Raw genomic sequence first — 18712 nt, 5'->3', positions numbered from 1 at the left:
CCGAAGTGCGCAGACGCAAAGCACGCAAGACCCGCTTATCCCTCGCCGCCCTCGCGGCGGCCACCACTGCCGCGCTGCTCGTCGCGGCGGCCCTGCTGGGGATGCCGAGCGCGTCGGCCGCGACGCTGTTCGGCGACGACTTCGAGGACGGTGACGCCGCCGGCTGGTCGCGGTCGGGCGGGAGCTGGTCGGTGGTGACCGACGGCTCCCGGGCGTACCGGCAGTCGGGCACCAGCGCGGACGCCCGGGCCGTGGCCGGCGCCGGGTGGACGGACCAGGCGGTCCAGGCGCGGGTGCGGCCGATCGCGTTCAACGGCTCGGGACGGCACGTCGCGGTGCTGGCCAGGGCGCAGAGCACCAGCAGCTACTACTTCCTCGGCCTGACCGAAGCGGGCTCGGTCGTCCTGGGCAGGCGGACCGGCGGCGCCCCGGTGACGCTCGCCTCCGCCGCCGCCTCGGCGGTCCCCGGCACCTGGTACACCCTCAGGCTGGAGGCGTTCGGCAGCACGCTGCGCGGGTTCGTGAACAACGTGCAGCTCGTCACGGCCACCGACGGCGCGCTCCCCTCCGGCCGGGCCGGCCTGGCCGGTCTTTACGCGAGCGCCACGTTCGACGACGTGCTCGTGTCCGACCTGGGCGGGCCCACCGACCCGCCGACCAGCCCCACCCCGCCGCCCACCGGCACGTGCACCTCCCCCGGCGCCCCCGTCGGGTTCGCCTCGGTGAACGCCTGGGGCCAGAACGGCACCACCGGCGGCGCCGGCAGCCCGACGGTCGAGGTGGACACGGCGAGCGAGCTGATCTCCTCGATCGGCCGCAGCGGCCCCCTGACGGTCTGCGTGCGCGGGATGATCACGGTCCCGGCCGGCATGTACGACGTCGCGTCCGACAAGACGATCGTCGGCGTCGGCTCCGGCTCGGGCATCAGCGGCGGCGGCCTCAACATCGGCCTCCCGGCGGACAACGCGATCACCTCGCCCCCGGCCGACGCCGTGCACAACGTCATCGTCCGCAACCTGGCCTTCAGGAACGCCAGCGACGACTCGATCAACGTCCAGATGTTCAGCCACCACGTCTGGATCGACCACAACGACCTGGCCGGCGGCTACGACGGCCTGATCGACGTCAAGCGCGGCTCCTCGTACGTCACCGTCTCCTGGAACCACACGCACGACCACACCAAGAACATGCTGCTCGGCCACGACGACGGCAACGGCGCGCAGGACGTCGGGCGGCTCAAGGTCACCTACCACCACAACTGGTTCGACCGGACGCCGCAGCGCAACCCGCGCGTGCGGTTCGGGGAGCCGGTGCACGTGTTCAACAACTACTACGTCTACAACACCGACGTCGGCGTGGCCTGCCAGGCGAACGCCGGCTGCCTGGTCGAGGGCAACTACTTCGAGCGGGTGGAGGAGCCGGTGAGCAACTCGTACGCCGGACCCGCGGGCCGGTGCGTGGCCCGGAACAACGTATTCGCCGACGAGTCGGGGGCTCCTGACTGCTCCGGGAGCGTGCAGGAGCCGAGCTCGTACTACGCCTACACCGTGGCCGACCCGAACTCGGTGAAGGCGGCCGTCATGGCGGGGTCCGGCGTCGGGAAGATCTAGCTGGCACCCTGGGAAGGGTGACTGAGACGAGCGGCCCCGTGGTGGCCGACTTCTGGTTCGACCCTTCCTGCCCCTACACGTGGCTGACCTCGCGGTGGCTGCTGGAGGTGCGGAAGGTGCGCCCGGTCGAGGTGCGCTGGCACGTGATGAGCCTGTCGGTGCTCAACGAGGGGCGCGACGACGACCCGGAAGGGGACCCGGAGGGATACCTCTGGGTCCCCGTCCGCATCTGCGCGGCCGTGCGGCGCGATCACGGCCAGGAGGCGCTGGGCCGGCTGTACACAGCGCTGTGGACGACCGGCACCGGCGACTGGCTGGGCGACCTGCGCGAGGCGCTGGCCGTGGCCGGGCTGCCGGTCGAGCTTGCCGGGGCCGGGACGTCCACGGATCACGACGACGACGTACGCGCCTCGCACGCCGAGGCCATGGCCCTGATCGGCGGCGACCACGTGGGCACCCCGATCGTGGCGGTCACGGACGGCGGCGGCGGGCGCGTCGTGTTCTTCGGGCCGGTCGTGTCCCGGGTGCCCACCGGCGAGCAGGCCGGCCGGCTCTGGGACGGGACGCTGCTGGTGGCCGGAACCCCAGGTTTTCACGAGCTGAAAGGCAGGCCCCACGAGGAGCCGGACCTGAATCGCCCTCACGCGCCGTGACGGCTTCGCCGGATCCCGTGATCGCCTCCGGGTGCGCGGGCTATCTTGGGTGCCCGGCCACCAGCGACAGACGAGAGCGCACAAGTCTCCATGGACGAGCACGTCATCCGCGTCGAATGGGTCAACGCCCCCGACGAGATCGCTTACCACGACTACGAAAAGGGCACCTACAACGCCTTCTCGTGCACCTGCGACCTGCCGCTGGCCGACCGGGAGGCGGCCACCCGGCACGCCGCCGAGCACGGCCGGTGCCTCATGTGCCTGGGCACCGGCGAGCTGTCCATCAACCCGCGGGAGAGCGGCGGCTGCGCGAGCTGTGAGGGCTCCGGCGAGTCGGAGTCCGGGCCGGTGATGATCCAGGCGCGGGTGACCGAGAGCTTCGTCAAGGAGGTGGCGGCGCTGCTGCCCGACGAGTTCGGGCTCGCCGACGTGGTGGGGGTGCTCGACGGGCGCATGCCGCAGGGGCAGGGCGGGGTCGAGACGGTGTTGTCGGTGGCGGCGGGGCTGATCCGGTATCTGGAGGTGCAGGGGCGGATCGTGCTGTGCACGGCGCCCGACTACCTGCCCGCCGACGGGCTGGAGCAGCGGTACGGCGACCCGAGGTGGATCCGGATCCCGTGACCGGTTTGTAGTGCTTGATAGGTTGTCGGGGGGTATGCCGTCCGATGCCCCGGTCGCCGAACGTGGAGAGCACCGCCGATGCCCGTACGCCGCCTTGTCGCTGATCCCCTGCCGGTCATGGCGTGACGGTCACGGCGTGGGTGGCGGTGGCCGCCTTCCTGGCGGCGTACACGCTGATCGCCACCGAGAAGGTGCACCGGGTGGCCGCGGCGCTCGGCGGGGCCGGGATCATGCTGCTGATCCACGCCACCGGCGCGCAGGCGGCGTTCTTCGACGAGCATTCCGGGATCGACTGGAATGTGATCTTCCTGCTGCTCGGCATGATGGTCATCGTCGGGGTGCTGAAACAGACCGGGGTCTTCGAGTTCCTGGCCATCTGGGCGGCCAAGCGGGCCAGGGGCCGGCCGTTCCGGCTCATGGCGCTGCTCATCCTGATCACGGCCGGCGCCTCGGCCCTGCTGGACAACGTGACGACCGTGCTGCTCATCGCGCCGGTGACGTTCCTGGTGTGCGAGCGGCTGGAGCTGCCCGTGACGCCGTTCCTCGTCGCCGAGGCCATGGCCTCCAACATCGGGGGCGCCGCCACCCTGGTCGGTGACCCGCCGAACATCATCATCGCCAGCCGGGGCGGGCTGACCTTCAACGACTTCCTCGCGCACATGGCGCCGCTGATCGTGGTGCTGGTGGCGGTGTTCGTGGCGCTGTGCCGGTGGCTGTTCAGGAAGTCCTTCAGGTACGACCCCGACCTGGCCGCCGAGATCATGACGCTCAACGAGCGCGAGGCCATCGCCGACCGGCGGCTCCTGTGGCAGTCGCTGGCCGTGCTGGCGCTGGTCATGGCGGCGTTCGTGCTGCATCCCGTGCTGCACTACGAGCCCTCGGTCGTCGCCCTGCTGGGCGCCGGGGTGCTGGTGGCGGCGACGAAGGTGACGACCGAGGACGCCCTGCGCGAGGTCGAGTGGCCCACCCTGGTGTTCTTCGCCGGCCTGTTCGTCATGGTCGGGGCACTGGTGGAGACCGGCGTCATCAAGCAGATCTCCGAGGCCGCGGCGGCGGCCACGCACGGGCAGCTCGCGCTGACCACGATGTTGCTGCTGTGGGCCTCGACGGGGCTGTCGGCCGTGATCGACAACATCCCGTACGTCGCCACCATGAGCCCGATCGTCGCCGACCTCGTCCAGGCCAACGGCGGCAACGAGCACGCCCAGGTGCTCTGGTGGGCCCTGGCGATCGGGGCCGACCTGGGCGGCAACGCGACGGCGGTGGGAGCGGCGGCCAACGTCGTGATCCTCGGCATCGCCGCCCGCAACGGCACCCCGATCAGCTTCTGGCAGTTCACCAAGTACGGGCTGGTCGTCACGGTGGTGACCGTGACGCTGTCGGTGCCGTACCTGTGGCTGCGCTACCTCACCTGAGCGGCAGCACGTCCACCCCGCGCTCGTCGTCGCCGCGCGGGCCGAAGATGCGCCGCTCCGACTCCTCGATGCGCACGTCGTTGATGCTGGCCTCCCTGCGCCGCATCAGGCCCGACTCGTCGAACTCCCACTGCTCGTTGCCGTAGCTGCGCCACCAGCGGCCGTCGGCGTCGCGGGACTCGTACTGGAACCGGACCGCGATGCGGTCGCCCAGCACCGCCCACAACTCCTTGCGCAGGGCGTAGTCGAGCTCCCTGTCCCACTTGCGGCGCAGGAACGCCCTGATCGCGTCGCGGCCGGTCACGAACTCGTCGCGGTTGCGCCAGACCGAGTCCTCCGTGTACGCGAGGGCGACGCGGTCGGGGTCGCACGTGTTCCAGGCGTCCTCGGCGGCCTGGACCTTGACGCGGGCGGTCTCCTCGGTGAACGGCGGGACGGGTGGGCGTGACATGGCGAGGCCTCCTCGTGAGAACGGTCGTTCTCCGAGCTAGCCTAGAGAACGACCGTTCTCCGTTCAAGCGAGGTGCCATGGAACACGCCGAACGACTCCTGACGGCGGCCGGCGAGCTCTTCTACCGGCGTGGCGTGCGGGCCGTGGGCATGGACGAGGTCAGGGCCGCCTCCGGCGTGTCGCTCAAGCGGCTCTACCAGTGCTTCCCGTCCAAGGAGGCGCTCGTCGTGGCCTACCTGGAGCGGCGGGACGAGCGGTGGATGGCCTCGCTCACCGCTTATGCCACCGACGTGGCAGGGGTGTTCGAGTGGCTGGAGCGGTGGTTCGGCGAGGACGACTTCCGCGGGTGCGGGTTCGTCAACGCGTACGGGGAGCTGGGCGCCACGTCGGAGGCCGTCAGGGACGTGGTGCGGCGGCACAAGCGGCGGCTGCGCGAATTCCTGGGCGGGCTGGTGGACGACGAGGTGCTGGCCGACCAGCTGCTCGTCCTGGTGGACGGCGCGACCGTCACCGCCATGGTGGACCCGGAGCGCGGGGCGGCGGCGGCTCGGGCGGCCGGGCGGGCCGCCCGAGTGCTCACAGCAGCTTGTCGAGCGTGATCGGCAGGTCGAGCACGCGCTTGCCGGTGGCGTGGCGCACGGCGTTGGCCACGGCGGCCGCCGCCCCCGTGATGCCGACCTCGCCCACCCCGATCAGCCCCAGCGGCATCGTCGGGTCCGGCTCGTCCAGGTAGCGCACGTCGATGCGGGGGATGTCGGCGTGCACGGGCACGTGATATTCCGACAGGCTCGGGTTCACGATCCGGCCGTCGCGGTGGTCGATCAGGGTCTGCTCCGACAGCGCCATGCCGATGCCCATCACGATCCCGCCGCGCAGCTGGCTCGCCGCCGTCTTGGCGTTGATCACCCGGCCGACGTCGAACACGCCCAGCCAGCGCGACACGCGTACCTCCATGGTGTCGGGATCCACCCGCACCTCGCAGAACTGCGCGCCGGTCGCCGCCTTCACCCACTTCCGGCGCTCGCGCAGGGTCCGGGCGAGGAACCCCAGCGTGTTCGCCTTGACCGCCGCCTCCACGTGAGTGCGACCGGCCGCGGCCAGGATGTCCGCGTACGTCTGGCCGCGCCCCCCGAGGTACAGCCCGCCGTCGCGGGCCGCCAGCTCCTCCAGCCGCCGGCCCCGCAGCGGCGAGTCCGGGGCGCGGCGGGCCAGGCCGAGCAGCGTGCGCTTCAGCTTGGCGCAGGCGGCCAGCACGCCCGCCGCCGCGCTCGCGGTCTGCACCGAGCCGCCCGCCTGCGGGCCCGGCGGCAGGTCCGAGTCGCCGTGCTCCACGCGTACGGACTCCAGCGGCACGCCCAGCTCGTCGGCGGCGATCTGCGCCTGCACGGTCGCCGCGCCCACGCCGATCTCGTGCAGGCCGCAGCGCACCACGACCGTGCCGTCGGCGGCCATCCGCAGGGTGACGCTCGCCGTCATCCGCAACGACGGGTGGTACGCCGTGGCCACCCCCATGCCGACCAGCCACCGCCCGTCCCGCATGGCACCGGGCCGCGGGTCGCGCTCGCGCCAGCCGAACCGCTCGGCCCCCAGCGCGTACGCCTCCCGCAACATCCGCTGCGCGAACCGCTGCCCGCCGAGCGGATCGCGCTCGGGCTCGTTGCGCATGCGCAGCTCGACCGGGTCCGCGCCGAGCTCCCAGGCCAGCTCGTCCACGGCCGACTCCAGGGCGAAGGTGCCGATGGACTCGCCCGGCGCCCGCATGAACGTGTTGGCCAGCAGGTCGAGCGGGACGGTGCTCTGCCGCAGGTGGATGTTGGGCACGGCGTAGAGGTGCCGGGAGACCGCGGTGATCTGCTCCCCCATCCCGCCGGTCCGTCCCGTCCTCGACACGCTGGTGTGGATCAGCGCGGTCAGCCGCCCGTCCGCGTCCGCGCCCAGCGCGACCCGCTGCGTGCTGGGGGTGCGCCCGCCGACCGTGTGGTAGACGCTCGCGCGGGTGAGCGCCAGGCGGACCGGCCGGCCCGTCGCCCGCGCGGCCAGCACGGCGAGCAGCGTGCCCGCCCAGACCGACCCCTTGCCGCCGAACCCGCCCCCCACGTACGGCGACAGCACCCTGATCGCCTTCTCCGGCACCCCGAACCGCTGGGCCAGGTGCTTGCGCAGCCACGGGATGTTCTGCGTGCCCTCGTGCAGGGTCAGCCGGTCGCCGTCCCAGACGGCGGTCGTGGCGTGCGGCTCGATCGCGTTGTGGCTGTGCGGCGGCGTCGTGAAGGTCAGGTCCACCGCGTACGGCGCGGCGGCCAGCGCCGCCGGCGCGTCCCCCTTGTCCGCCTTGGTCTCGGCGATCAGGCTGCCCTTCTGGGGGACCGCGTTCGGCTCCTCGGCCGCGAAGTCCACCGCGGCGGGCAGTTCCTGGTACGCCGGACGCACCAGCGAGGCCGCGTACCGGGCCGTCTCCGGCGTCTCGGCGACCACGACCGCCACCGGCTGGCCGTTCCAGTGGACCTCGTCGGTGGCCAGGTAGTTGACCGACGTGCCCGAGACGAGCGTGCTGAGGTCGAGGAAGCTCACCTTGGGGGCGGGTTTCATGGCCGGGGCGTTCTCGTGGGTGAGGACGTCGATCACGCCCGGCACGGCCCGCGCCTCGGCGGTGTCGATGCCGGTGATGCGGCCCCGGGGGATCGTGGCGTGCACGAGCGCGGCGTGCGCCAGGTCCGGATACGGGTGCTCGGCGGCGAAGCGGGCCTCGCCGGTGGTCTTGGCCCGGCCGTCGAGCCGGTCGACCGCGCGGCCGACGTATTTCGTGCCCGCCGTCGCCTGCTCGGTCTCGGCGTACTTGGTGCTCATCGAGCCGTCCCTCCCGTGCTCGTCAGCTCGCGCAGCGTGGCCGTGATCGTGGACACGGCGAGTCCGGCCTTGAACGCGTTGCCCGGCCGGACGGACGCGGCGGCCAGCTCCGTCTCGGCCGCGTGGCGGAAGGCCGCCTCGGCCGCCGGGCCGCCGAGCAGGATGCGCTCGGCCTCGCGGGCCCGCCAGGGTTTGGTGGCGACGCCGCCGAGCGCCAGGCGTACCTCCGCCACCGTCCCGTCCTGCACCCGCAGGGCGGCCGCGACCGAGACGAGGGCGAAGGCGTACGAGGCGCGGTCGCGCACCTTGCGGTAGCGCGAGGCGGCGGCGAGCGGCGGCAGCTCGACCGCGGTGACCAGGTCGCCGGGGCCCAGCTCGGTCTCGATCTCCGGGGTGTGGCCGGGCAGGCGGTGGAAGTCCGTGAGCGGGATGCGGCGCGGGCCGTTGACGCCGCGCACCTCGACGACGGCGTCCAGGGCGGCCAGGGCCACGGCCATGTCGGAGGGGTGCGTGGCGATGCAGCTCTCGCTCACGCCCAGGATCGCGTGCCCCCGGTTGAACCCGTCGAGGGCGTCGCAGCCGCTGTCCGGCTCGCGCTTGTTGCAGGCCGAGGCGGCGTCGTAGAAGTACGGGCAGCGGGTGCGCTGGAGCAGGTTGCCGCCCACGGTGGCCATGTTGCGCAGCTGTGCCGAGGCCCCGGCCAGCAGCGCCTGCGACAGCACCGGGTAGCGGGCGCGCACGCGGCCGTCGGCGGCCAGGACGCTGTTGCGGACGAGCGCGCCGATCCGCAGGCCGCCGCCGGGCAGCTCCTCCACGGTGTCGAGGGGCAGGCCGGTGACGTCCACGACGGTGTCCGGGCGTTCGATGCCCTCGCGCATCAGGTCGACGAGGTTGGTGCCGCCGCCGAGGTATTTCGCGCCCGGCTCGGTGGTGGCGGCGCGCACGGCGGCTTCGACGTCGGCGGGCTTGACGTAGGCGAACGGCCTCATCGCGGGTCCTTCCCGGCCACGTCCATGATCGCGTCCACGATGCCGTTGTAGGCGCCGCAGCGGCACAGGTTGCCGCTCATCCGCTCCCTGACCTCGGCCTCGCTCAGCTCGCCGGACTCCGTCACGGCGCTGGGCATGCCGGCCGCGTGCTCGGCCAGCATCCCGATGGCCGAGCAGATCTGGCCCGAGGTGCAGTAGCCGCACTGGAACCCGTCGTGGCGCACGAACGCCTCCTGCAAGGGGTGGGCCACGCCCTCGATCGTGGTGATCTCGCGGCCGTCGTACTGGACGGCCAGGGCCAGGCAGGAGTTGATCCGCATGCCGTCGGCGAGCACCGTGCAGGCGCCGCAGGCGCCCTGGTCGCAGCCCTTCTTGGGGCCGGTCAGCCCGAGCCGCTCGCGCAGCGCGTCGAGCAGGCTGACCCACGGCTCCACGTCGAGGGACTCGACGGAGCCGTTCACCTTCATCCGTATCTCGGTCACTCGCTCTTCCTCCCATACCGCTGTAGACCGGACGCTAACAGAACACCGTTCCCTTAACAAGCGAACGGTGTTCTCTTAAATCGAGAAGTATGCTTTTGAGCGCCATGACCTTCCTTCGTGCCAGGCGGCCCGAGCACAAGCAGCAGCGGCGCGAGGCGATCCTCGCCGCCGCGCGCGAGCTCGCCCGCACCTCCGGCGTGCGCAACGTCAGCCTCGGAGCGGTCGCGGAAGCGGTCGGGCTGGCGAAGTCGAACATCGTGCGTTACTTCGGCACCCGCGAGGAGATCTACCTCGAGCTCTGCGTCGAGGAGTGGGAGCAGTGGGCCGAGGCCGTCGCCGCCCGGCTGCCCGGGATCACCGACCCGGCCGAGGCCATGAAGGTGCTGGCCGAGACGGTCGTGGAGCGGCCGCTGCTGTGCGACCTGATGGGCCACACCTCCACCACGCTCGAACACAACGTGTCCGTCCCCGCGGCCTACGCGTTCAAGCGCACGGTGCTGGCCGTCTCCGGCGAGATGGGCGCCCGGATCGCCAGGGATACCGGCCTGACCGAGCGCGAGGGCCTCGAGCTGGTCGCCGCCGCCAGCGGGCTGGCCGGCATGCTCTACCCGATCGCCCATCCCTCCCCCGCGCTCGCCCAGGTCTACGCCGAGCACCCCGAGCTGGCCGCCGCCTGTCCCGAGCTCCTGCCCACCCTCCTCCGCGCGCTCCAGGCACTGGCGGCGGGCCTGCCCACGCTGCGGCAGCCGGAGTGAAACTTTCACCCCGATCCAGGCATTCCTGACCGCGATCCCCCGGCGCGCTGTACATCGGAGCCGATTCCGCAGAGCATGTGCCCGTGTGAACCTAACCGGTTAACAAGAGAAGGGCACCCCCCATGACCAAACGACTCGGGCTCGCGGTCGCGGCGCTCCTGTCGCTCCTCGTCTCGATGCTGATCGCCCCGGCTCCCGCACACGCCGCGGTCGGCCTCCGGGTCAGCGGCACCCGGATCCTCGAGGCCAACGGGAACGCGTTCGTCATGCGCGGCGTCAGCCACGCGCACACCTGGTACACCAGCCAGACGGGCTCGTTCGCGAGCATCAAGGCCCTGCGCGCCAACACGGTGCGCGTGGTGCTGAGCGGCGGCCGGTGGCCCGCCAACGGGACCGCCGACGTGGCCAACGTCGTGTCCCTCTGCCGGCAGAACCGGTTAATATGCGTGCTCGAAAACCACGACACCACCGGGTACGGCGAGCAGAGCGGCGCGTACACCCTCGACCAGGCGGTCGACTACTGGAGCAGCGTCCGCGGCGCGCTCACCGGCACCGAGGACTTCATCGTCGTCAACATCGGCAACGAGCCGTACGGCAACAACAACGTCTCCGCCTGGACCGCCGCGACCACGAACGCGATCACCCGCATGCGCGGCCTCGGCTTCCAGCACCTGCTGATGGTGGACGCGCCCAACTGGGGCCAGGACTGGCAGTTCACGATGCGCGACAACGCCCAGTCCGTCTTCAACGCCGACCCGCAGCGCAACACGGTCTTCTCCATCCACATGTACGGCGTCTTCGACACGGCCGCCGAGATCACCGCGTACCTGGGCGCCTTCCAGACCGCCGGCCTGCCGCTGGTCATCGGCGAGTTCGGGCACAACCACTCCGACGGCGACCCGGACGAGGACACGATCATGTCCCAGGCCCAGTCGCGGGGCCTCGGCTACATCGGCTGGTCGTGGAGCGGCAACGGCGGCGGCGTCGAATACCTCGACATGGTCACCAACTTCAACCCCTCCGCCCTGACCTCGTGGGGCCAGCGCATCTTCAACGGCGCGAACGGCATCGGCCAGACCGCGCGCGAGGCCACGTTCTTCGGCGGGGGCGGCACCGACACCACCAACCCGACGACGCCCGGCACCCCCTCGGCCTCCGGCGTGACCTCCAGCGGCGCCACCCTGACGTGGTCGGCCTCCACGGACGCGGGCGGGTCGGGCCTGGCGGGCTACAACGTCTACCGCGAGCAGGGCAGCACCGACCCGCTCCTCGGCCAGACGGCGACCAACTCCATCGCGCTGACCGGCCTGAGCGCCTCCACCCAGTACCAGGTGTACGTACGCGCCCGCGACGGCGCCGGCAACCTGTCCGGCAACTCGCCCACCACGACGTTCACCACCACGTCGGGCGGCGGCACCGGCGGCTGCACCGTCACCGGCACCGTGCAGGGGCAGTGGAGCGGCGGGTACGTGGCGCAGCCGGTCACGGTCACCAACAGCGGCTCCTCCGCGATCACCGGCTGGACGGTCACCTTCACGCTGCCGGCCGGCCACACGATCACCGGCTCCTGGAACGCCACCCTGACGGTGAACGGGCAGACCGTCACGGCCCGCAACGCCGGCTACAACGGCAATCTCGCCGCCGGCGCCTCGGCCGGCTTCGGCTTCCAGGCCTCCCGCCCCACCGGCGACACCTCGGCCCCCGGCCCCTACACCTGCACCGCCTCCTGACCCGCGCCGCCTCCTGACCGCGCCGCCTCCGCCGTCCCTCCTGGTCACGGCGGAGGCGCCACAACCGTAACGACTGAACGCTCATGTCCGAAAATGGCCAGCCCTCCCGCCGGACGGGCTGGTGGGATGGTCTTCATGACCTCTCATCTGGACAGAGCCGTCCTGTTCCGCTCGCTGCACGTGCCCGGCGAGCCCCTGCTGCTCCCCAACGCCTGGGACGCCGCCAGCGCCCGCGTCGTCGAGGCCGCCGGCGCGCCCGCGGTCGCCACCACCAGCGCCGGCGTGGCCTGGAGCCTGGGCGCGCCGGACGGCGACCGGCTCGGCCGCGATCTCGCGCTCGTGCTGGTCGCCCGGGTCGTCGCGGCCGTGGACGTCCCCGTGAGCGCCGACGTCGAGGGCGGGTACGCCGACGACCCCGAAGGGGTGGCGGAGACCGTGCGCGGCGTGCTCGGCGCCGGGGCGGTGGGCGTGAACCTGGAGGACGCCGACCGCACCGGGCCCGCTCCGCTGCGGCCGGTCGAGGACCAGGTCGCGCGGCTGGCCGCCGCGCGGGCCGCGGCGGACGAGGCCGGGATCCCGCTGTTCGTCAACGCGCGGATCGACACGTTCCTGGGCGGTGGCGGGGATCTCGGGGAGACGCTGGAGCGGGCCGCCGCCTACGTCGAGGCGGGGGCGGACGGCGTGTTCGTGCCCGGACTCACCGACCTGGCCGCTATCGCGGCGCTGATCGGGAAGGTCCGGGCGCCGCTGAACATCCTCGCCGGGCCAGGAGCGCCCGACGTCGCCGCCCTGGCCGCGGAAGGGGTGGCGCGGATCAGCCTGGGCTCGGCGATCGCCGAGGCGGCCTACACCGTGGCCCGGCGCGCGGCGGTCGAGCTGCTCGGCGCGGGCACGTACACGGCGGTGGCCGGGGCGCTGCCCTACCCCGAGCTGAACCAGCTCATGACGAGGCCCTGAGCGCACCAGCTCAGGGCGTGGCGGCCCGGAGCGCGGGCTCGCTCAGCCCCGCCGGCGAGGGCTCCGGGAGCGGGAGCATGACCTCGACGCGGGTGCCCACGCCCGGCTCGCCCTTCACCACGCAGATCCCGCCCAGCTCCGCCGCCCGCTCGCGCATCGAGCCCAGGCCCACGCCCGCGCGGTGCGACTCGGGCAATCCCTTGCCGTCGTCGATGACCAGCACGCGCAGCGCCGTCTGCTCCCGCTGGACGGAGATCGCGGTCCGTGACGCGTGGGCGTGCCGCCGGACGTTGGTGAGGGCCTCCTGGACGATCCGGTAGACCGCCACCTCCACGGCGGCGGGCAGGTCCGCCAGGTCGCCCTCGACCGTCACCTCGATCTCGGTGTCCGGCGACGACTGGCCGGCCAGCTCGCGTACCGCGCGGGCCAGGCCCAGGTCGTCGAGGGCGGGCGGGCGCAGGCCGTACACGAGCTCGCGGATGTCGCCGGTGACCGCGCTCATGCCGGCGTGCAGCTCCCGCAGCAGCTCGTCGGCCGCCTCCGGGGAGTTCCTGAGGCTGAGGCGGGCCATGTTGATGGTCATCGCCATCGCCGACAGGGTCTGGCCGAGCCCGTCGTGCAGGTCGCGGCGCAGGCGGCGGCGCTCCTCCTCCCTGGTCGTCAGGATGCGCTCCCGCGAGCGCTGCAGGTCGGCCGCCATCCGCACGGCGTGGGCCACGTCCGCCGCGTACGGCGTGAGCGTGGCCAGCACCCGCTCGTTGTGGGCGGCGGGGAAGCGGCGCGGCCCCGGCGGGCCGACGAGCAGGCGCCCGACGCGGGCCCCGTGCCAGATCAGCGGCACCTCCCGGGGCTCGGGCCCGACGCGGCCGCTCTCGACGTAGCGGGGCTCGCCGTCGGCCACCTCCACGGCCACGCCCTCGACCGCCAGCCCGTCGCGCAGCACGCTCACCACCGAGGTCAGCGCCTCGGCCGGGTCGCCACGGCGCACGGCCTGGGTCAGCCGCTCGGCCAGCACGCCGGGGTCGCCGACCGCGCCGTACAGGAGCCGGTCCACGGCCCGCTGCAACGCGCGCCGCAGCGGCTGGAAGAACGCGCCCGCGAACAGCGCGGCGGCGATCCCGGCCACCTGGTCGTAGCCGGACACCAGCACGCTCGACAGCGTGCCGGCGCCGAAGTAGACCAGGCTGACCACGGCCACCACGCCGGCCGCCACGAAGCCGCGGCTGATCACCGTGTCGATCCCGTAGAGCCGGTAGCGCATCACCGCGAACGCCACCGCGAACGGGATGATCCCCGCCCACAGGATGGCCGGCCACATCAGGCCGGGCCAGATCGCGGCCGCGACCAGGAACACGATGTAGCCGGAGAACGCGAACAGCGGCCACCCGATCTGCCGCCGCACGACCGGGTCGGCCCGCCGCATCCGCACCGCCATCGACAGCGCCGCCAGCGCCATCGCGGTGTAGATGCTCACCCAGCTGATGGTCCCCACGACGTCGAAGTACGGCCCCAGCGCGGGGATCTGCAACGGGTTGGGGATGACCCGCGGGTACGGGTACCCCTGCGAGGGCGGGGGCATCCTGAACACGGCCCGCAACATCCCGAGCGTGATGGCGGCGGCGCCCAGCCACAGGGCCGGCCGCCAGCGCTTCGAGGGCAGCCGGCCGTCGGGCGAGTACAACGGCAGCACCATCGTCAGCGCCAGCCCGCACACCGCCCACCCGACCTGGGTCGGCAGCCGCATCCATCCGGCGAAGGCGAGCTCGCCGTCGGCGGCGGCGCGGAACATCAGCGCGTTGGCGAAGTCGCTGACGCCCGCCCCCAGCCCGCCGGCGCACATGAGCCAGGCCATGTTCAGCCGGGGCCGGTGGTAGAGGAGGAACGCGCCGACCGCGGGGAAGGTGAAGATGACCGCGGACTGCGGGCTCGTCGTCCTGGCGGGCGTCCACTCCGGGGGCAGCCCGCCCCAGATCAGGAGCGCGGCCAGGCCCAGGACCGGCGAGGCGACCGCCATGGCGACGGCGAGGATGACCGCGCCGGTCACCCGCGGGGCGGGGCGGCCGGAGTTCTCGGCGATCTCGGCGAATCCGGCCATCGCGCTCGTCGGTCCTCCGATCTCCGGCACGCACGCCGTGTCCTGGCCCCGCGAAACGGGTGGGGCCAGGACAGAATAGGCGCTACTCGACCGTGACGGTGGCCTTGGCGGCGATCGTGGTGCCCGCCACCTGACCGGTCACGGTGAACGTGCCGGGCTGGGCGTACCGCTCGGGGGCGACGGCCTCCCAGGTGACGGCCACGGCGCTGTCCTTCGACCCGTCGTTGTACGTCGCCACGACGGCCTTCGGCAGCGAGGGCGCGACCCCGGCCCGGGTCGTGACGGCCTCCTCGGCGATCGAGGTGATCGTCACCGCCGAGGTGGTGCGGACGTACACGGTGGCCTGGGCGGTCTGGCGCACGCCCTCGGCCAGGCCGGCCACGGTGAAGCTGGTGCCGCCGGTCCTGACCTGGTCGGGCGTCACCTGCTGCCAGGTGACGGCGGCCCGGCCGCGGGTGCCGTCCGCGTACGCGGTCTCCACCGTGTCCGGCAGCTTCGGCAGCGTGCCGGCCAGGGTGGGCACGTGGACCGGCCGCACCGAGTCCGGCGGCACCTCGTACACCCTGGTCTCCAGCAGCCCGACCGACGCCCCGCCGGACTCCAGCTGGACGCGCAGCCGCGAGGTCGTGACCGTGTCGAAGGAGACGGCGTTGTAGGTGTCGATCGCCTTCGGGTAGGCGCCGGCGCCGGTGACGTCCTCGAAGGAGTCGCCGTCCCACTGCTGGATCTTCCACGAGGCGGGCAGGCGCACGCCGCCGCCGTCGTCGAAGAAGTAGACCTCGGCCTTGTTCACCCGCACGGGCTCGGGCCATTCGAGCTGCACCCACTGCGTGCCCTGCTGCGGCCAGGTGCCCCAGCGCGGGTTGGCCCCGTCGTTGGAGCGCGGCGGCTCGATGCCGTCGTTGATCGCGGCGATCCGCTCCCACGGCGAGGTGTAGGAGGCGGTGGGCGTGGCCTTGGGAGCCACGTTCACCTGCGCGGCCTGGGCCGTGGCGGTGACGTACACGGTGGTCGAGGTGCTCTTCGCACCGTCGGTGGCGTCCAGCCTCAGCCGGTACGTCCCCGGCTCGGAGAACGCGACCACCGTGGTCGTGCCGGTCGGGTCGGTGAAGAACGCCTCACCGGGTCCGTCCACCTTGGTCCACTGCGTGGTGAGCTCGCCCTTCGGCAGGGCGTCGTCCTTGACCACGGCCTCGATCCTGGCCTGACCGGGCCGGCCGAAGGTGGGGTCGACCACGGTGACCACCGACGGGGCCCGGTTCGTGACCGAGCCGGCGTCCGCGCCCGTGCGGTAGACCTGCACCTCCTTCAGGCCCGTGGCGAAGCCGGGCCGGTGGGTGACCAGCACCCGCAACCTCTGCGCGGTGACGGCCGGGAAGCGCACCTCGTTGAGGTTCGCCCGGGGGTAGAGCGGCCGCTTGTCCTGCCCCGGCACGTCCTTCCAGGTCTCGCCGTCGAGATACCGCACCGAGTAGAAGGCGGGCTCGCTGTGGCCGGCCGCCTTGCGGTCGTTGTAGAAGTACAGCTTGGCCTGGTCGACCTTCTGGGCCGACCCGAGGTCCACCTCCAGCCAGTCCCGGGCCTGGCCCGAGCCCTTGCTGCTCCAGTACGGCTCGTTGATCGTGAACCCGTCCACGGCCCCGGCCGGCTCGCCGTGCGAGGCGGTGGCGGACCTCACCAGGTTCGTACGGGTGGAGCGCAGGTTCACGCCCGCTTTCTGGAACAGGTCCTCGATCCGGTCGCCGCCCAGCTCGACCTGCCCGGGAGCCTTCATGGACGGCGCCCTCTCGGCGTGCACCACCGTGCTGATCCCATCGGGGCCACCGTCGACCTTGCCGGTCTTCGGGTCCCAGACGGCGTGCTCCAGGCCGGACAGGGTGACCTTGCGCTTGCCGTCGACGAGGATCGAGTAACCCTCGGGCACCCCGGCGTAGTGCTTCGTGCCGTCGCCGGGCTTGTCCCAGACGATGGTCAGGTCGCTGCCCCGGTAGTTGACGCCGTTGACGGTGAAGTGGTCCCAGCCGATGTCCACCGGCCACAGCTCGACCTTGCCGTCCGAGCGGGGGCGCAGGCCCATGACGTCCTCGATGACGGTCCAGTTGCTGCTGCCCAGGATCGTGTGGTGGATCCAGGAGCGGTAGTCGATGGTCTTGGTCTGCGGGTTCCAGTTGGCCCAGAACTCGTTGGCGTCGGGGTAGCGGGTGTCGCCGTCGACGTACTGCGCCCAGGCGTTCCAGTACAGGAGCTGCTTGTACTGCTCGGCCGTGATGTACGGGGTGGTGTACTGGCGCATGGCCTTGGAGAACAGCTGGAAGTTCCGGGTCGAGTTGATCTGCGAGAAGTTGTTGGAGCCCGGGTGGCCCGCGGCGGCGGCCTCCGCCTTGTCCTTCTGATTGGCGGTGTACGCCGGAAATATCGGATATTCCGCTGGGTCAGCCCACAACCGCAGCGCCTCCCGATATTTCGGGTCATCCGTCGGCACCAGCCCCGTCGCGTACGGGATGTAGTTGTTGGACTCCTTCCACGGGATCAGGTTGCCCGTCTGCAGGTCGCGGTGCTTGAACACCTTGTTCTGCTCGTCCCACAGCAGGGTCAGGATGCCGTTCCTGACCTTGTCGGCCACACCGCGCATCTCGGCGGCCTTGGCCTGGTCGCCGGACAGCTCGTACGCCTGCGCCGCCGCCATCGCGTTGGCGTAGACGTAGGCGCCCTCCAGCCGCTCGTTGGCCCGGTCGTAGTAGTGGAACGACACCGCGTCGGCGTCGTTGCCGGTCATCGCCTCCCACGCGTACTCGATGACCCCGTTGTCGTTGGAGTCGTACGCGTCGAGCTGCCCGTAGACGTCCTTCTCCGCGTACCGGGCCAGGTTGCGCAGGATCGACGGCTGCCCGCCGTGGATCTGGTAGCTCTCCAGCGCCGAGGCCGAGATGTACTGCGTGTAGCTGTTCGACCAGTTCTCCGGGTCGCCCGGGTTGTCGGTGTACTTGGAGTTGCGCGACACCTCGCCCGCCGACACCCACGGCCCGTACGAGTAGATCGGGTCCCGCAGGTACTTCAGGTCCTGCACGAACATCGGCACGGTCAGCACGATCGCGTTGTTGTAGCCGAGCGCCCCCTCCACCGAGGTCGGGAACTGGAAGTCGTTCCCGGGGATGTCGGCGTCGAGGAAGTTGAAGCGCATCAGCCACCAGCGGTAGTAGACGAACTTCTTGATGTTCTCGTCGGGCACGTCGATGTAGGGCAGGTTCTCCGCCCACCAGGCGTTGTAGTCCTGGAGCTGGCGCCGCACCGCCTGCTCGGGCGAGCGGCCCTTGTAGCCGTCATACTCCGAACGCGACCTCGCCAGCTCTGCGGTGACGAAGCCCATCTGCACCTTGGTCCGCACGGTCCTGCCCGGCTCGACGGTCACCGAGCCCTTGAGCGCGCCCTCGGAGACCTTCAGCCCGTCGCCGCTGAGCCGGGGGAAGATCGTGGTGAGCTTGTTCCTGCTCCAGACGGTGCCGGTCAGCTCCCGGTCCCCGTCGGGGGTCTTGGTGTAGGGCGAGGTCACGGTGATGGGCACCGACCGCGCCGCGGACCCGGTGTTGGTGATCTCCAGGGTGGTCACGGCCACGTTCTCGTGGGTGATGAACTTCTTCACCCCGACCGCGAGGCCGTCCCCGGCGTACTGGCCGGTCCAGTGGCTGGGCATCTGCAGGCGCTTGGACACGTCCTCGGTGAGCGTGCCACCGAGCGAGATCTCGTAGGCGTCCCGGTTGTCGATGCTCTCCCAGTACGCGACATAGCCGCCGAAGCCGAGCTTGCGCGGGTCGTGCTCCTTCATGAACAACGCCCGCCCGCGCGTCATCAACCACGGCCCCGCCGGATCGTTCCCGGGCCGGGCGAGCATGCGGTCGATCCAGTACGAGTCGCCGCCCTTCTCCTTCCGGTAGATCTCCTCCATCATCTTGCGCGGGTGGTACCCCACGGGCTCGGCGGGCACGGGATCGGCACCCGTGAACACCGGCATGCCCAGATCGTCCTGGGCGGCAAGGGACGGTGCCGCGCCCAGCGAGGCTGTGAGCGCTAACACGGCTAAGCACACCAACGGTTTACGCACGTACGTCT

14 protein-coding genes are annotated in these 18712 nt (G+C 71.9%); 8 read left to right on the top strand and 6 right to left on the bottom strand.

Annotated features, from left to right (window positions below; all coding sequences use genetic code 11):
- The first annotated feature begins 5 nt into the window (after window positions 1–5).
- The 4 genes from ACTWPW_RS11005 to ACTWPW_RS10990 all read left to right on the top strand — a co-directional run bounded on the left by ACTWPW_RS11005 (window position 6) and on the right by ACTWPW_RS10990 (window position 4299).
- Window positions 6–1610, top strand: coding sequence for a pectate lyase family protein (locus tag ACTWPW_RS11005; protein ID WP_443168609.1), 1605 nt, complete (start codon window positions 6–8; stop codon window positions 1608–1610).
- Window positions 1611–1627: 17 nt separating this feature from the next.
- Window positions 1628–2263, top strand: a complete 636-nt coding sequence (locus tag ACTWPW_RS11000; protein ID WP_375116828.1) for a mycothiol-dependent nitroreductase Rv2466c family protein — start codon at window positions 1628–1630, stop codon at window positions 2261–2263.
- A 90-nt stretch (window positions 2264–2353) separates the two neighbouring features.
- Window positions 2354–2884 carry a hypothetical protein gene (locus ACTWPW_RS10995; protein ID WP_443168608.1) on the top strand — a complete coding sequence of 177 codons (531 nt, stop codon included), beginning with the start codon at window positions 2354–2356 and terminating at the stop codon, window positions 2882–2884.
- A 122-nt stretch (window positions 2885–3006) separates the two neighbouring features.
- Window positions 3007–4299 carry an ArsB/NhaD family transporter gene (locus tag ACTWPW_RS10990; RefSeq protein WP_443168607.1) on the top strand — a complete coding sequence of 431 codons (1293 nt, stop codon included), beginning with the start codon at window positions 3007–3009 and terminating at the stop codon, window positions 4297–4299.
- Here ACTWPW_RS10990 and ACTWPW_RS10985 read toward each other — a convergent pair.
- On the bottom strand, window positions 4292–4750 hold the full coding sequence (locus ACTWPW_RS10985) for a DUF1348 family protein (protein ID WP_443168606.1): 459 nt from the start codon (window positions 4748–4750) through the stop codon (window positions 4292–4294). The two genes, ACTWPW_RS10990 and ACTWPW_RS10985, sit on opposite strands and share 8 nt — an antisense overlap.
- 77 nt (window positions 4751–4827) lie before the next feature.
- Between ACTWPW_RS10985 and ACTWPW_RS10980 the strand changes: the two genes are divergently transcribed.
- Window positions 4828–5349: a TetR/AcrR family transcriptional regulator gene (locus tag ACTWPW_RS10980; RefSeq protein ID WP_443168605.1), complete on the top strand. Its 522-nt coding sequence runs from the start codon at window positions 4828–4830 to the stop codon at window positions 5347–5349.
- Here the strand turns inward: ACTWPW_RS10980 and ACTWPW_RS10975 are convergent.
- From ACTWPW_RS10975 to ACTWPW_RS10965, 3 genes are read right to left on the bottom strand one after another with little or no spacing between them, the layout of a single operon-like run.
- Entirely contained in the window at window positions 5327–7597 is a 2271-nt protein-coding gene (locus tag ACTWPW_RS10975) for a xanthine dehydrogenase family protein molybdopterin-binding subunit (protein ID WP_443168604.1), read from the bottom strand. The two genes, ACTWPW_RS10980 and ACTWPW_RS10975, sit on opposite strands and share 23 nt — an antisense overlap.
- Window positions 7594–8586, bottom strand: a complete 993-nt coding sequence (locus ACTWPW_RS10970; RefSeq protein WP_375116834.1) for an FAD binding domain-containing protein — start codon at window positions 8584–8586, stop codon at window positions 7594–7596. Before ACTWPW_RS10970 ends, ACTWPW_RS10975 begins: the two co-directional genes overlap by 4 nt.
- The gene (locus ACTWPW_RS10965; protein ID WP_443168679.1) at window positions 8583–9053 is read right to left on the bottom strand and encodes a (2Fe-2S)-binding protein; all 471 of its coding nucleotides are present in this window, start codon (window positions 9051–9053) and stop codon (window positions 8583–8585) included. Before ACTWPW_RS10965 ends, ACTWPW_RS10970 begins: the two co-directional genes overlap by 4 nt.
- A 119-nt stretch (window positions 9054–9172) precedes the next feature.
- Here ACTWPW_RS10965 and ACTWPW_RS10960 point away from each other — a divergent pair, with 119 nt between their 5' ends.
- The 3 genes from ACTWPW_RS10960 (at window position 9173) to ACTWPW_RS10950 (ending at window position 12510) form a co-directional block, all read left to right on the top strand.
- Window positions 9173–9823 (top strand): TetR/AcrR family transcriptional regulator, encoded by a 651-nt coding sequence (locus tag ACTWPW_RS10960; RefSeq protein WP_375116835.1) that lies wholly within the window; start codon window positions 9173–9175, stop codon window positions 9821–9823.
- A 122-nt stretch (window positions 9824–9945) separates the two neighbouring features.
- Window positions 9946–11553, top strand: coding sequence for a cellulase family glycosylhydrolase (locus ACTWPW_RS10955; RefSeq protein WP_443168603.1), 1608 nt, complete (start codon window positions 9946–9948; stop codon window positions 11551–11553).
- Window positions 11554–11688: 135 nt separating this feature from the next.
- Window positions 11689–12510, top strand: a complete 822-nt coding sequence (locus ACTWPW_RS10950; RefSeq protein ID WP_443168602.1) for an isocitrate lyase/PEP mutase family protein — start codon at window positions 11689–11691, stop codon at window positions 12508–12510.
- Between the two features lie 10 nt (window positions 12511–12520).
- On the opposite strand, the gene ACTWPW_RS10945 is transcribed toward ACTWPW_RS10950, so the two are convergent.
- Together ACTWPW_RS10945 and ACTWPW_RS10940 are read right to left on the bottom strand one after the other, a co-directional pair.
- Window positions 12521–14635 (bottom strand): sensor histidine kinase, encoded by a 2115-nt coding sequence (locus ACTWPW_RS10945; protein WP_443168601.1) that lies wholly within the window; start codon window positions 14633–14635, stop codon window positions 12521–12523.
- A 52-nt stretch (window positions 14636–14687) separates the two neighbouring features.
- The gene (locus ACTWPW_RS10940; protein ID WP_443168600.1) at window positions 14688–18677 is read right to left on the bottom strand and encodes an Ig-like domain-containing protein; all 3990 of its coding nucleotides are present in this window, start codon (window positions 18675–18677) and stop codon (window positions 14688–14690) included.
- Window positions 18678–18712 lie beyond the last annotated feature (35 nt).

It is taken from the genome of Nonomuraea sp. KM90, from assembly GCF_052246675.1.
Classification (GTDB): Bacteria; Actinomycetota; Actinomycetes; order Streptosporangiales; family Streptosporangiaceae; genus Nonomuraea.
Note: the sequence above shows the minus strand (reverse complement) of the source record. Positions and strands in the feature narration are given on the sequence as shown.